Origin of the sequence: Amycolatopsis lexingtonensis (genome assembly GCF_014873755.1) — a bacterium.
Classification (GTDB): domain Bacteria; phylum Actinomycetota; class Actinomycetes; order Mycobacteriales; family Pseudonocardiaceae; genus Amycolatopsis; species Amycolatopsis lexingtonensis.
The window spans coordinates 3,572,025-3,585,677 of the sequence record NZ_JADBEG010000001.1; the positions used below are offsets into that span (position 1 = coordinate 3,572,025).

12 protein-coding genes and 1 pseudogene are annotated in these 13,653 nt (G+C 71.5%); 4 read left to right on the forward strand and 9 right to left on the reverse strand.

The window, feature by feature from the left end; genetic code table 11:
- Position 1 precedes the first annotated feature (1 nt).
- Genes H4696_RS16195 through H4696_RS16215 form a run of 5 tightly spaced genes read right to left on the reverse strand, consistent with a single transcriptional unit; the run spans position 2 to position 3,488 of the window.
- A complete protein-coding gene (locus H4696_RS16195) occupies positions 2 to 196 on the reverse strand; it encodes a CbtB domain-containing protein (protein ID WP_086861312.1) in 195 nt (64 codons plus the stop codon).
- A gap of 16 nt (positions 197 to 212) precedes the next feature.
- Positions 213 to 641, reverse strand: a complete 429-nt coding sequence (locus H4696_RS16200) for a nitrile hydratase accessory protein (RefSeq protein ID WP_086861310.1) — start codon at positions 639 to 641, stop codon at positions 213 to 215.
- Positions 641 to 1,240 carry a nitrile hydratase subunit alpha gene (gene nthA, locus H4696_RS16205; RefSeq protein ID WP_086861309.1) on the reverse strand — a complete coding sequence of 200 codons (600 nt, stop codon included), beginning with the start codon at positions 1,238 to 1,240 and terminating at the stop codon, positions 641 to 643. The genes H4696_RS16200 and nthA overlap by 1 nt, the downstream gene beginning before the upstream one ends.
- On the reverse strand, positions 1,237 to 1,956 hold the full coding sequence (gene nthB / locus H4696_RS16210) for a nitrile hydratase subunit beta (RefSeq protein ID WP_086861307.1): 720 nt from the start codon (positions 1,954 to 1,956) through the stop codon (positions 1,237 to 1,239). The genes nthA and nthB overlap by 4 nt, the downstream gene beginning before the upstream one ends.
- Entirely contained in the window at positions 1,953 to 3,488 is a 1,536-nt protein-coding gene (locus H4696_RS16215; protein WP_086861305.1) for an amidase, read from the reverse strand. The genes nthB and H4696_RS16215 overlap by 4 nt, the downstream gene beginning before the upstream one ends.
- A 194-nt stretch (positions 3,489 to 3,682) precedes the next feature.
- On the opposite strand from H4696_RS16215, the gene H4696_RS16220 reads away from it, so the two are divergent.
- Entirely contained in the window at positions 3,683 to 4,639 is a 957-nt protein-coding gene (locus H4696_RS16220) for an AraC-like ligand-binding domain-containing protein (RefSeq protein ID WP_086861304.1), read from the forward strand.
- Between the two features lie 337 nt (positions 4,640 to 4,976).
- Positions 4,977 to 5,354: pseudogene (locus H4696_RS51520) on the forward strand (MerR family DNA-binding transcriptional regulator); the annotation flags it as partial.
- A 144-nt stretch (positions 5,355 to 5,498) separates the two neighbouring features.
- On the opposite strand, the gene H4696_RS16230 reads toward H4696_RS51520, so the two are convergent.
- The gene (locus H4696_RS16230; protein ID WP_086861302.1) at positions 5,499 to 6,443 is read right to left on the reverse strand and encodes a LysR substrate-binding domain-containing protein; all 945 of its coding nucleotides are present in this window, start codon (positions 6,441 to 6,443) and stop codon (positions 5,499 to 5,501) included.
- A gap of 94 nt (positions 6,444 to 6,537) precedes the next feature.
- On the opposite strand from H4696_RS16230, the gene H4696_RS16235 reads away from it, so the two are divergent.
- Positions 6,538 to 7,626: a threonine aldolase family protein gene (locus H4696_RS16235; RefSeq protein WP_086861300.1), complete on the forward strand. Its 1,089-nt coding sequence runs from the start codon at positions 6,538 to 6,540 to the stop codon at positions 7,624 to 7,626.
- A 7-nt stretch (positions 7,627 to 7,633) separates the two neighbouring features.
- Here the strand turns inward: H4696_RS16235 and H4696_RS16240 are convergent, their stop codons facing one another.
- The 3 genes from H4696_RS16240 to H4696_RS16250 are packed head-to-tail and all read right to left on the reverse strand — an operon-like array spanning position 7,634 to position 12,473.
- Positions 7,634 to 9,472, reverse strand: a complete 1,839-nt coding sequence (locus tag H4696_RS16240) for a glycosyltransferase (protein WP_086861298.1) — start codon at positions 9,470 to 9,472, stop codon at positions 7,634 to 7,636.
- Positions 9,473 to 9,474: 2 nt separating this feature from the next.
- The gene (locus H4696_RS16245) at positions 9,475 to 10,983 is read right to left on the reverse strand and encodes a hypothetical protein (protein WP_158104325.1); all 1,509 of its coding nucleotides are present in this window, start codon (positions 10,981 to 10,983) and stop codon (positions 9,475 to 9,477) included.
- On the reverse strand, positions 10,980 to 12,473 hold the full coding sequence (locus H4696_RS16250; protein ID WP_338078681.1) for a glycosyltransferase family protein: 1,494 nt from the start codon (positions 12,471 to 12,473) through the stop codon (positions 10,980 to 10,982). The genes H4696_RS16245 and H4696_RS16250 overlap by 4 nt, the downstream gene beginning before the upstream one ends.
- Before the next feature lie 248 nt (positions 12,474 to 12,721).
- Here H4696_RS16250 and H4696_RS16255 point away from each other — a divergent pair, with 248 nt between their 5' ends.
- Positions 12,722 to 13,411 carry an AfsR/SARP family transcriptional regulator gene (locus tag H4696_RS16255; RefSeq protein ID WP_086861297.1) on the forward strand — a complete coding sequence of 230 codons (690 nt, stop codon included), beginning with the start codon at positions 12,722 to 12,724 and terminating at the stop codon, positions 13,409 to 13,411.
- The last annotated feature ends 242 nt before the right edge of the window (positions 13,412 to 13,653 follow it).

A 13,653-nucleotide genomic window follows, 5' to 3' on the forward strand; every position in this document is an offset into this window, starting at 1 on the left:
CTCAGTGGCACGGGACGCCGAGGGCGTGCCGCGCGTCGTGGGTGGCTTCGTGCAGGTAGTGCGCCGCCTGCGGGGAGAGGGCGAACCCGTTCTCCTGCAGGAGGAACAGAACACCGAGCAGGGCGAGAACCGTCAGCGCGATGCTGAGGTTGGTGGTCGCGATCTTGCCGTTCGCGACGGCGATGCGCTGTGTCATGGCAGTTCCTTCCGGGTCAGGGGTGACGCGCGGGGTCGACGGCGATCGGTTCGGTGTGCGCCTCGTGGTGGTTGCGGTTGGCCGGCAGCGCCAGGACTTCCTTCGTCTGGACGTCGAGGTCGGCCGCGTCGAGCACGCCGGCCTTCGCCAGCACCGCTTCCAAGGCGGAAACCCAGTGTTCGTAGTAGGACCACGGGGACTCGCTCGCGGCGTCGGCGCGCTCCCAGTCCTGAATGGACGCGATCAGCGCACCCTGGAACGCCGACCAGTCGAACCCGAGCCGGCGATGGGCGGCGACGGCCATCGCGAACGCCCGGATCTCCCAGGGGTGGTCGAAACTCGGGTCGCCGCCGGGCATCCCGCAGACGAGGTGCTCGACCTCGCGGCGTGCCTCGCCCAGGGCCACGGCGCTGGTATACGGCGCCGGGAGGGTCGTGCCGGACATCAGGCGACCTCGGCGACCGGGCCGACGCCGATCATCGACTCGCGGGTGACGAGGGCGGCCAGCTGCTCCTCGGTCCACCCGTCGGTGCCCGCCGGGCGCTGCGGCAGGACCCAGTAGCGCATCTCGCTGCTGGAGTCCCACACCCGCACCTCGACGTCCTCGCCGACGGTGAAACCGAACGCCTCGTGCAGGACCTTGCGCGGCTCCCGCGTGATCGCGGCGCGGTACTGCGGGTCCTTGTACCAGTTCGGCGGCAGGCCGAGCACCGGCCACGGGTAGCAGGAGCAGAGGGTGCAGACGATGATGTTGTGGACCGTGCCGGTGTTCTCCACCACGACCATGTCCTCGCCCTGCAGGCCGCTGATCCCGAGCTCCTTGCACGCCTCGGACGCGTTCCCGACGAGCCGGGCCTTGAAGTCCGGGTCGCTCCACGCCTTGGCCACGACCTTGGCGCCCAGCTGGGGCCCGACCTCGTTCTCGTAGATTTCGACCATGCGGTCGATGGCCTGGGTCGTCATGACGCCCTGCTCGATGAGCATCGACTCCAGCGCTTTGACGCGGGCGGCGATCTCTTCCGGGGTGCGGATCTTGGCGCTCACGCGTGCGCTCCTTCGGCGGTCGTGGGTGCGGAAGTGACGAGCTCGATGTAGGGGTCCCAGACGTCGAAGTACACCGACCCGTTGGGTTCGGCGTGGTCGGCGCCCCAGAGCTCCTCGTTGGTGAACCGGACGGTGTAGACGTGTTCGGGGTTCTCGCCGAGGCCGTTGCCGGCGGTGTCGGGGTAGATGAACGAGCCGTGGGCGAGCACCACCTCGCCGACGGCGCCGCGGATGTACCGGGCGCGGCGGGTGTGGCCCTTGGGCGCGGACCGGTCGACGCGGACGGTGTCGCCGACCTTGAACCGGGCCGGCTTGTCGGACGCGCGCTGCGCGGGGGCCCCGGCCGGTACGACGGCTTCGACGAACGCGAGCAGTTCGGGGTCGTCCTCGTGCGCGGGCAGCGGGGCGTCCGGGTGGGCCAGGTAGTGCTCGGTCCGGCGGTCGAGCTCGGCCATGTCGAGCTTGCCGAGCTGCTCGCCGAAGTGCTCCACGGTGTGGACCCAGTGTTCGTAGTACGGGGATTTCAGGTAGACGGCGGGGTCGATCAGCTCGATGCCGTGGCGGAACTGGTCGACGCCGAAGAACCCGGCCCGGAAGCACATGGCGAACATCGGGAACACGGCTTTCTCCCACTCGGCGCGGAAGACCGGTTCCTCTTCGGGAACGATCACGGGACCGACGCCGTCGGTGCCGGCGAGGTCGAACACTCCATTCATGCGCTGAGCTCCTTCTGGTGATCGGGTGCGGTGAGCGTTCCGAGGGTGCGTTCGAAGGCGTGGGCGGCACTCAGCACGCCCGCGTCGTCGAACTTCTTGCCGATGACCATCAGCCCGACGGGAAGGCCGTCGGACAGGCCGGCGGGGATCGAGCAGGCGGGGTGGCCGGTCACGTCGAACGGTGCGGTGTTGGACACCATTTCCAGGGCGCGGCCGATGATCTCGTCGACCGGTGCGTCCGCGGGCGGGATCAGGCTCGCGGTGATCGGGAGCGTCGGCATCACCAGGACGTCGTAGGTGGCGAGAGCCGTGTCGTAGGCGGCAGCCAGGACCCGCTCGAGGTTGCGGGCCTTGGCGTAGGCGGCGCCGTAACCGTTGCGCAGCGCGTAGGTGCCGCCGAGAGCGACCAGCTTCACCGTCTCCGAGAAGGCCGACGGGTCCCGTCGCCACTGCCGGCCGTAGAAGGCCATCTGGTCCGGGTCGTAGGCGCCCTTCCAGTTGAGGCCGTAGGCGTTGCCCTGCACCATCTGCCACGTCGCGCCCTCGACCGAGATGACGTCCCAGATCGCGGCGCCGTGCTTGTGCCACGGGATCGACACCTCCTCGGCCGCGTGGCCCGCGGCGGTCAGGCGCTCGACGGCCTGGCTGACGACGGCGTTGACCGCCGGCTCGGAGTTCGCCTGGTCGAAGCCCTCGGTCACCACCCCGATGCGCAGGCCGCGGTCCAGCTGCTCGAGCGCGGCGAGGTAGTCGGTGCCCGCGATGCCGGCCGGCTGCCGGGGGTCCTTGCCGTCGGTGCCGGCGAGGACGGTCAGCATGGCGGCGGCGCCGGCGACCGTGGGTGCGAGGGGACCGAGGTGGTCGATGGTCTGCTCGATCGGGAACGCGCCGGTGTAGGGCACGAGCCCGAAGGTCGGTTTGTGCCCGACGACCCCGCAGAAGGAGGCGGGGATGCGAATGGAGCCGCCTTGGTCACCTCCGAGCGCCAGGTCGACCTCGCCCGCGGCGACCAGGGCGGCGCTGCCGCTGGACGAACCGCCGCTCGTGCGGTCGAGGGCCCACGGGTTGCGGATCGGCCCGGTCTTGGCCGTGTGCGAAGCACCGGAGAAGCACAGGTCCTCGCACACCGATTTGCCGGCGATGGTCGCACCCGCGTCGAGCAGCCGGGTGACGACGGTCGCGTCCACGCGCGGGACGAACCCGCGCAGGGTCTCCGAGCCGTTCATCATCGGGACCCCGGCGACGGCGATGTTGTCCTTGACGGCCACGCGCCGGCCCGCCAGAGGCCCGGCCACGCCGCTGGTGAGCTCCGTGGTGACGTACCAGGCGCCCAGCGGGTTGACGGCCGGCTCCGCCCACTCACGCCGCGGCGCTGTGGGTTCGACCTCGCGGGCGTAGAGGTCGTCGACGGTGCCCCACGAGCCCAGCAGACCGGTCGTCGCGGCGTGGTACGTCTCGAGGTCCCCGGGCGCGATCCCCAGCCGCAGCTCGGCGGCGAGGCTTTCGATCTCGCTGCGTGAGGGGAGCTCCATGGTTTCTCCTCTTCATCGGAAATCGACGCGGCCCGCGTCGTGTCCGCCGATCGAACGCGCGAGGCGCCGGGCGGGTCAACGGTGACCGGCGACCTTGGATAGCGAGAGTCAAGGCGAGGTCACTGCCGTGCACGAACGCCCGGTGACCCTGGCGCGAAGTTGACAAGGCCCGGCACCCGCCGCATTGTTTTCCCATGTCAGGTTGGGTCCAGATCGACGCGGCGGACCGGGCTCCGGCGGAGCGCGGTGACTTCTGGCGCTCGACCGTGTGCGACCAGTTCGTGCCGCTCGCCGTGGAGCCGGCCGGCGAAGTCCTGCGCGGACGGGTCGCCGGCCGCGGCGTCGCCGAGACCCGGCTGCGCCGGATCCGGGCCACCCGGCACACGTTCGAGCGGCGCGCCCGCGACATCCGCGTCGACGACCCCGGCGTCCTGCACCTCCTCTTCCAGGACCACGGCCAGGCGACCATGGAGCAGGACGGCCGGACAGCGACCCTGAACACCGGTGACCTCCTGCTCTACGACAGCTCCCGGCCGTTCCGCTTCCGGACCGCGGAAGAGTTCGGGTTCACGATCTGCTTGCTGCCGAAGCGACTGCTCCCGCTGCCGGAGAAGCTGCAGAAAGAGCAAACCGCCCGGGTTTTCTCCTCACGGGCGGGCGTCGGCGCCGCGGCGGCCGCGCTGCTCACCTCGATGTCCCGGCAGGTCGCCGAGGCCAACCCGAGTCAGCAGCCGGCCCTCCAGCAGGCCTTGGTCAGCATGTACGTCGCACTGATGTCGGAGGACGGAGTCGGCGGCAACCCGCCATTGGTCAACCTGTCGATGGCGAAATCGTTCATCGTGCGCAACCTGGGTGACCCGGACCTGTGCCCGGCCGACGTCGCGGCGGCGTGCAACCTCTCCTTGGGTTACCTACACCGGATCTTCGCCGGCGACGGCACGACGATCGCCGGTTACCTGCGGGAGAAACGGCTCCAAGGGGTCTACAGCGAGCTTTCCTCGACCGCGGTCGAGGAGCCGGTCAGCCAGACCGCAAGGCGGTGGGGCATCACGGATCCGGCCCACTTCAGCCGGATGTTCAAGAAGCGCTTCGGCTTGACGCCGGGCGAGCTGCGCCGCACCACCCACCGCTCAGCCGCACCCTCCGGGTGACGTGCCAGAAGTCGGCGGATCTCCAGCAGCGAGGCGGGTCGACTGTGCGCCGACCTGCCGGTGTCGTTGAAGCGCTCGACCCCAGCGCTGGTGACAAGGGCGACGATGCTGCCCTCGGTGTGCAGTTCGGCGTAGTCATCGGGGCCGAACGGGGGTACGACTGGGGCGGTCTCGCCTCCTGCGTCGCCACCGCCCTGTGGCCCGAACGCGTGGCCGGCCTGATCTCCCTGGCGAGCTACGACGTCATCGACGTCGAAGGGCAGAAGCACGCCCAAGAGCCCGGCCTGGAACACGCTTTCCGGTACCAGCACCTGTTCCAGACGGAGCGGGGTCGCGAATGCCGCACCGGCCACCGGCGCGAACTGTGCCGCATGCTGTGGCGGCAGTGGTCCCCGGACTGGCAGTTCGACGACGCGACCTTCGAGCGGACCGCCGTGTCGTTCGACAACCCCGACTTCGTCGACGTCGTGATCCACGCCTACCGCCACAGCTTCGGCCTCGCCGCGGGGGATCCCGCCTACGCGGAGCTCGAGGAGCGGCTCGCCCGCCGTCCTCCGATCACCGTGCCGGCGGTGCCCCTGGACGGGGCGAGCGACACGCTGAAACCCGGTGGAGCCCGCGGCTCCTGCGGTACTACGAAGAGCAGGGCTTGCTGGTGTGCGCACGAACCCCGAGCGGCCAGCGGCGGTACGGCGAAGACCACGTCCCGCGGGTCGCCCTCATGCGTGACTTCGTCGCCGCGGGCCTGGCCACCCGCACCATCGCGGAAATGGTGCCCGGCATGGCCGACCCCAGCCCGGGCAAGCCACGCCGGCCACGATGGAGCACGAGCGGGAGCGGTTGTCCGCCGCGATCGACGTCAACCGGGACCACCTGCTCCACCGCGTGGCTTCCTGATCGCGGTCGCGGCGCGGGGCACCCGCCGGGACACCTCCGCGTGGAAGGCACTGACCGCGGGGGAACGGTCGGCGGCGCGGCTCGTGAGCTCGACCGTCCGGCTGAGCCCGGCCGGGGTGACGATGTCGAGCAGCCGCAGGCCGGGGCGGGGTGCCGCCGCGAGTTCCGGTACCAGCGCGACGCCGAGCCCGGCGGCCACCAGGTCGAGCAGCGCGACGTACCCGACCGTGCGGCCGGTGATCCGCGGCCGGAACCCGGCCGCCTCGGCGGTCAGCTCGGTCAAGGCCTGGAACCCGCGGTCGGGACGGGTCGAGATCCAGTCCGCGCCGGCGAAGTCGCGCACGTCGGCGGCGGTGCTGTCCGATCGCGCGAGGTGCGCGGGTACGGCGAGCAGCAACGGGTCGGCGCACACCGCCACCTGCCGCAGACCGTGGGTGTCCGGGGCCGCGAGAACCGGGTAGTGGTGGGTCACCGCGACGTCCAGCTCGCCCGCCCGGACCGCGTCCAGCGCCGCTTCGGGCTCCACTTCGGTGAAGGAGATCCGCATCCCGGGGTGGCGGCGGCGAAGCGCGCCGAGGGCCGGGGCGGCGAACAGGCGGGTCGCGGTGGCGAACGAGCCGACGCGCAGTCGTCCGCCCCCGGTGGTGCCGGCCAGCGCGAGGTCGCGCTCGGCCGCCTCGAGGTCGGCCAGGATCACGCGGGCCCGGTCGGCCAGCAGTTCGCCGGCCCCGGTCAGCCGGACGCTGCGGGCCGACCGCTCCAGCAGGTCGGCTCCGGTCTCCCGTTCGAGGGCGGACAACTGCTGCGACGCCGCGGCCGCGCTGCACCCGGCGGCGGCCGCGGCACCGGCGATCGAACCGGTGCGCGCCAGCGCGACGAGCAGCTGGAGACGACGGGTGCTGAGCATCCGAAGATCTTATGCTCAGCCCCACGGAGACGTCGTTTCGCCGATTCTCGGCGCGGCCGAGACTGTCCCTCGGCACGCCCACCGAGAGGACGACATGCACGACACCGGCTTGCGCGAGTTCGCCAGCGACAACTACGCGGGCGTCCACCCGGACGTCCTGGCCGCGATCGCGGCGGCCAACGGAGGACACCAGGTGAGCTACGGCCACGACGTCCACACCGGCCGCCTGCAGGAGGTCTTCCGGCAGCACTTCGGACCCGAGGCCCGGGCGTACCCGGTGCTGACCGGCACCGGCGCGAACGTGATCGCGCTGCTGGCCGCGTGCAGCCGGTGGGCGTCGGTCATCTGCGCCGACACCGCGCACCTGCACGTCGACGAGTGCGGAGCGCCCGAGAAGGTCGGCGGCGTCAAACTGCTGACCGTACCGGGCGAGCACGGCAAGCTGACCGTCTCCGCGCTCGAGCGCGAAGCGCGGGGCTTCGACGACGAGCACCGGGCCCAGCCGCAGGTGGTGTCGCTCGCCCAAGCCACCGAACTGGGCACGGTGTACTCGCCGGAGGAGATCCGGGCCATCGCCGAGTTCGCGCACGCGCGGGCCATGCTCGTCCACGTCGACGGCGCCCGGCTCGCCAACGCGGCCGCGCACACCGGCCTGCCGCTGCGGGCCTTCACGACCGACGCCGGTGCCGACATCGTGTCGTTCGGTGGCACGAAGAACGGCATGCTGCTCGGCGAAGCCGTGGTCGTGCTCGACCCGGCGCTCGACCACGGAATCCCCTACCTGCGCAAGTTCTCCATGCAACTGGCGTCCAAGATGCGGTTCGTCTCCGCCCAGTTCGTCGCGCTGCTGGAGGGCGACCTGTGGCTGCGGAACGCCCGGCAGGCCAACGAAATGGCGCGGCTGCTGCACGAGGGCATCCGGGACGTGCCCGGCGTGAACGTGACCAACCCGGTCCAGAGCAACGCGGTGTTCGCGACGCTTCCGGCCCGCGCACTCGCCGAACTCCACCGGCGATTCCACTTCTACGACTGGGACGAGTCCACCGGCGAGGTCCGGTGGATGACCTCGTTCGACACCACACCGGAAGACGTCCACGCGTTCGTGCGGGCTGTTCGAGCCGCCTGCTTCCGGGACGGCGGCGAGGACACGGAGGCAGCGCGGGCCGGCGTCGTTGCCGGATGAGCGGGGATCAGAGGTCGTAGAGTCGTGCCCAGTTCTCCCGCGACGTGAGTTCCGGCATGGCGCGCTTGTACTGCTCCTGCACCGCCGCGCCTTCCTTGCGCAGCCGCTGGACCACCTTCGCTCCATGCTTGGCCAGGTCGACCATCTTGACCTTGTCGTAGGACCGGACACGGACGCCTTCCTGGTTCGCGTCGGTCACCACCACGCTGCTGAACAGCGACGTGTGCCACCAGTGGGCTTCGTCCGCGGGGACGGCGCCGAGACCGAACCGGTGGCGGCCCCTGGTCTGGTCGAGCAACCGCTTGAGCAGGACCGCGACGGTCCGGCTCGGCGGCGGCGCGCTGTTGATGATGCCGATGTCGTTGGACGCGATACCCGGGACGTCGGTCGCCTTGTGCCGCTTGGTCTCCGGGTAGGCGTCGCGGATCCGGCGGATCTCCTGCATCGCCTCGACACCACCGTCACGCAGGATCTCCGGACCCTCCAGGAAGTCCTCGACCGCCTTGATCAGCGTCGCCGACAAGCCGTACTGCATGCCGAGCAGGTAACGCACCAGCTGCGCCAGCAGCACCCGCGACAGCAGGTTCAGGTTGAACGGCGAGTGCAGCGCCGCGGTGATGATCGAGTTACGCAGGTTGAAGTACCGGTGCCACTCGTCCCAGTCCTTCATGTGGAAGTCCGCGTGCCACACGCCCGCGCCCGGCAGGGTCACGGTCGGGAAGCCGTGCGCGCGGGCCCGGTAGGAGTACTCGGCGTCGTCCCACTGGAAGAAGAACGGCAGCGGGTAGCCGGTCGCCTGCACGACCTCGTACGGGATCAGGCACGACCACCAGCCGTTGTAGCCGGCGTCGAGGCGGCGCTCCTGACGGTTCGGCTTGAGCGTCTCCTCGTCCACCCCGAGCAGGTCGGCCGTCGACAGCGAGTGCTCGACCGGCTGGCCGGGCTCGAGGGTGTTGAGCCGGGCGTACTCGGCGCCGACGTGCAGCTGGTTCGGGTGGAACAGGTTCAGCATCTGGCCGCCGACGATGATCGGGTTGGCGGCGCGGTTGGAGAACGCCGTCATCCGGATCACCAGGTCCGGCTCGAGCAGCACGTCGTCGTCCATGAACAGGACGTTCGCGTGCTCGGTCGCGGTGTGCCCGGCCACCTCGAACAGGCCGCGGGTGAAACCACCGGCACCACCGAGGTTCGGCTGCTTGATGTAGTGCAGCTTGTCCGCGAGGTCCTTCGCGACCTGCTCGAACCCCTCACGCGACTCCACCAGGTCGGTGCCCTGGTCGGCGACGTAGATCGCGTCCAGCGTCTCCAGCGACGAGACGTCCGCGGCGAGCGCCTGCAGGTTCTTCAGGCAGTCGTCGGCGCGGTTCATCGTGCAGATCGTCACCGCGGTCGGGCGGATCTTCTCCGGCGCCTCGACCGTCCAGCGGACCTGCTCCACCCGCAGCGTCTGGCCACCCTCGGTCTCCAGGTCGAGCCAGAGCGCGCCACCGTCGTAGAACTTGTCCAGCTTGCCCGTCAGCGAGACCTTCAGCTGCGTGGCGTCGGCGACCTGCTCGGCGGCCACCACACGCGGCTCGCCCTCGACGTCGGACGCACCCATCGACAGCAGGCCGGTACCGGTCACGACCGCCTCGACCGAGACCTCGGACACGGTCGTCCAGCGCTGCCAGTAGCTGGCCGGGAACCGGCCGAAGTACGTGTTGCCCGACACCTTCGTGGCCGGGGCCAGCCGGACCGCGTCGCGGTCCCGGACCGCCGAACCGGTGTGGACCTCGGCGTAGAGGTCCTTGCTGACGATCGGCGCCGGGCCCGCGTACAGGCCGCGCTGCGCGGTGAGGTCGGTCATGCTCAAGCTCCGCTTCCGTTGCCCCGGACGAGATACAGCTGCTGGGTGCCGGCCCACGGCGACGTCAGTGTCCAGTGGGCCAGCGCACCGGGCGGCGGGTCGCCACGTACCAGGGCGTAGTCGGTGACGATCGGCCGGTCGCCGAAGTCGAAGAACCGGAAGTTGACGTCGACCAGCGCCCGGCCGAGCGCGCCGAGGTGGGCCTCGCGCTCGGTGATGGCCGGGCCGACGGCGCCGCGGTCGTCGAAGAGGTCGACGATCGCGCAGCCGCAGCTGTAGGCCAGCACGCCGATCTCGCCGCCGCTGCGCACCGTGCCGCCGCCGACCAGCCGGCCCAGCTCCGGTCCGATCCGTTCGTAGTCCGCGGTCGCGTCGTGGTTGGACATCAGCGGCGCGAACCGCCGCGGCAGGCCGTCGGCCGCGTAGGCCCCGACGCTGACCACCACTACGCCCGCGACGGCGACGGCGGCCGCCACCCGGGCCGGTACGCGGACCGCGGCCGTCGCGGCGGCCGCGAGGAAGAGCGTCGCCGCGACCAGGCTCGGCCCGTAGTACCAGTGGTACGGCGGCACGTGCAGCCGCGTGTAGGCCAGGTAGTGCGCGATCCCGGCGGGCACCAACGGGACGAACGGCCGCACCCGGGCCCACAGTGGACCTCCTCGGGCCGCGTCCGCCACGCAGAGCGCGAAGGCGAGCAGGGCGAGCGCGGCCGGGAGGAAGGCGGCGATCGTCGCCAACGGGAAGACCTCGGCGTAGAGCCCGGGGCCGTTGCCGAAGTCCCACTGCCCCCAGGACTTCTGCAGGGTCTTGATGATCACCGTGTCCGGCACCGCCGACCCGAGCACCACCCAGCTGAAGGCGAACCAGGGGAACGCGACCGCCGCCGCGGCGAGCACCGACTGCCACGCCTTCTCCCAGAACCGGCGCCGCAGCGCGAAGAGCACCAGCGCGACCACGACCAGATCGAGCCGGACGAGGGCGAGCAGCCCGGTCAAGACGCCGAGGGCGACCGGCCGCCGTTCCCCCGCGAAGACCAGCAGCCAGGCGATCCCGGTCGCGCCGAGCTCGACCTCGAGCCCGATCGACGACAGCAGCAGCGGGTTCACCGTCAGCAGGGCGACGGCGGCCGGCGCGAACCAGGACGGCAGCCCCGCCCGATCGCCCGCCCGGCGCAGCGCGAGGACCAGCGCGACCTGGCAGAGCACGAACAGCGCACCGGCGGCGAGCACCGCGTCGCGCAGGACCAGGGTCAGCGCGGCGAGGAGCAGGACGTTCAGCGGCGACGTCGCGGTGTTCGACGTCTCCGCCGCGATCAGCCCCCAGTGCCCGTGGAAGGCGAGGTTGCGCGCGTAAGCCAGCGTGATGAACGTGTCGTCGACGAGGTGCGGGCGCACCACCGCGAAGACCAGAGCGGACACCACGGCCACCACGCCGGGCAGCACCCAGCGCCGCGACCGGGACTCCGGGGCCGCGATCCCGGCGACGGGGTCCCGCCGCTGTGCCACGCTCACGGTTCGCGGGTGAGGGTCAAGTGGCCGACGCCCTTCGCCGCGGACTGCACCTGCCAGCTGTCCGGCCCGGTCGCGGGCCCCGATCCGTACTGCAGCCGGTAGTCCGGCTTGCGCGGGGTGATCGAGCGGTCCAGCCAGTGGTAGTTCAGCCGCAGCGCGAGGCTCATCAGCGGGTTCGCCGTCGCGATCCGCCGCTCGACCAGCTCCTTCGCGTGGCCGCGATCGGAGAACTCGTCGATGATCGCGCACTCGCAGTAGTAAGCGAGGGTGCCGATCTCCCCGGGGCTGGCCACGCTCGCGCCGTCGAGCCTCGCGCCCAGCTCCTTGCCGACTCGCGCGTAGTCCTGCGCGCTGGCCCAGTTCCCGAAGATGACCGGCGACTTCCACGGCACACCCTGCGCGGCGTCGACGGCCGCCGCGCTCAGCACCAGCACCCCGGTCAGCCCGAGGGCCAGCAGCGGCGGACCGGTGCGCAGCGCCGTCCGCGCGCGTGCCTGGCCGGACCAGGCACCGAAGGCCGCGACGGCGAAACTGCCCACCGTCGTCGTCGGAGCCACGTAGTACCAATGGAACGGGCCGACGCCGATGAACGAATAGGCGACGAAGTAGAGGATCCCGCCGGCACCCAGCGCGGCGACCGGGCCGAGCGCGGGGAACTCCGGCCAGCGCACCGAAAACCGCGCGGCGGCCCAGCCGGCGAGGGCGACCACGCCGAGCAGCGCCGGGACGAACGTCACGAGCACGGTGACCGGGTACCCGAGGTAGTACATGACCGGCCCGGTGCTGTAGGTCCACGGCGCGAACAGCCCCACCTGCGTCTGCTTGATCGCCAGCGTGTCGGGCACGAACGAGCCGAAGGCGAACCAGCTGAAGACGAACCACGGCGCGGCCGTCAGCACGGCGAAACCGGCGGCGGGCAGCAGCCGCCGCCGGAGCGCGGGCGCGCTGAGCGCGATCACCACGACGAACACGACGAGGTCGAGCCGGGTGAGGACGGTGAACCCGGCGGTGACGCCGAACAGGATCGGCCGGCCTTCGAGCGCGAAGACCGTGAGCACCAGCAGGACGGCGGGGATCAGGAGGACTTCGAGACCGATGGCGGACAGCACGAACGGGTTGAACAGGACCAGGGTGACGCCGAGCACCCCGGCCGCGGGCGGCAGCGCGAGCTTCCGCCCGATGCGCTGCCAGGCCCAGCCGAGCGCGCCGCCGCACAGGACGGTCAGGATCCCGAGCGCGACGACCGGGTGCGGGTCGCCGGCCACCCGGGTCACCAGGGTGAGCGCGGCGAGGAGCAGGACGTTCAGCGGTGACGTCGCCGAGTTCGCGGGCGCGCCGGGGATGATGCCCCATTCGCCGTGCACCGCGAGGTTCTTCGCGTAGGCGAGGGTGATGTAGCTGTCGTCGGTGAGACTGCCGCGTACCACCAGGAAAAGCCCGGCGCCCAGTACCGCGCCGAAGACGGGCAGCCACCACCCTCGCGCGTGCACCTGCCCCGTTTCCGCGTCAGGTGGCACCTGTTGACCGCGGGGAAGCGCCACCGGCGCCGGATCCGTCATCTGCCCGATCGACATGTCCCGGGGACCGTAGTGACGTTTCGTTACAGTGGTGCTACGTCTCGGTTAGGTCCGGCTGCTCTGTGGAACATCACGCCGGTGACAGCACGGTGGCCGGCCCGAGGCGCCGCCCACGACGCAGGACGCACGCGCGGACGCAGCAGCGCGGGAAACTGCCGCCCATGCTGTTCCGCCTGCTCGGTTCCGTCGAGGTGCTCGGCGACGACGGATCGCCCGTCGCGCTGCCGGGAGCCAGGGCCCGGGCCATTCTCGCGATGCTGCTGGTCTCCCGGCCGGATGCGGTGTCGCCCAGCCGGTTGTTCGCGACCGGCCGATCCGCGAAAGACCCCGTCAACGCGCTGCACGTGCAGATCGCGAAGCTGCGCGCCGCGTTGCCGGAGCTGCGGCTGGTTTCCGAACGCGGGGGCTACCGGCTGCTCACCCGGGCCGGCGAGATCGACGCCGACGTGTTCGCCGATGCCTGCGAAACGGGACGCGAGCTGGCGCGGCAGGGCGATCCGGCCGCCGCGGTCGCCGTGCTGCGCGAGGGGCTGACGCGGTGGCGGAAGCCGGTCGGCTACGACTTCGCCGAGGCGTGGCGGGTCCGGCTCGAGGAGCTCCGCTTGGCCGCGCTGGACACCGTGCTCGACGCGAAACTGACGCTGGGCCGGCACCGGGAACTGGTGCCGGAGCTCGCCGGGCTCGTCGCGGAACACCCGTTGCGGGAACGGTTCGCGGAACTGCTGATGCTCGCCCTGCGCAGCGGCGGACGGGCGGCAACCTGCCGCACCCGGTCGGTGCCCTGTTCGGGCGCGACGCGGATCTCGGCACCGCCGGGCGGCTGCTCGGCGAACGGCACCTGGTCACCCTGACCGGGCCGGGTGGCGTGGGCAAGACGCGGGCCGCCCGCGAGCTCGGGCACCGCCTGCGCGGCCGCTTCCGCGACGGTGTCTGGCCGGTCGAGCTCGCCTCGGTCGCCCGCGACGGCAGCGTGCTCGACGCGGTCGCGGCGACACTGCTGGACGGCGAGCCCGCGGCGCCGGCCCGCGACCGGTTGCTCGCGCACCTGCGCGAGCGCGAAGTCCTGCTGGTGCTGGACAACTGCGAGCCGAGT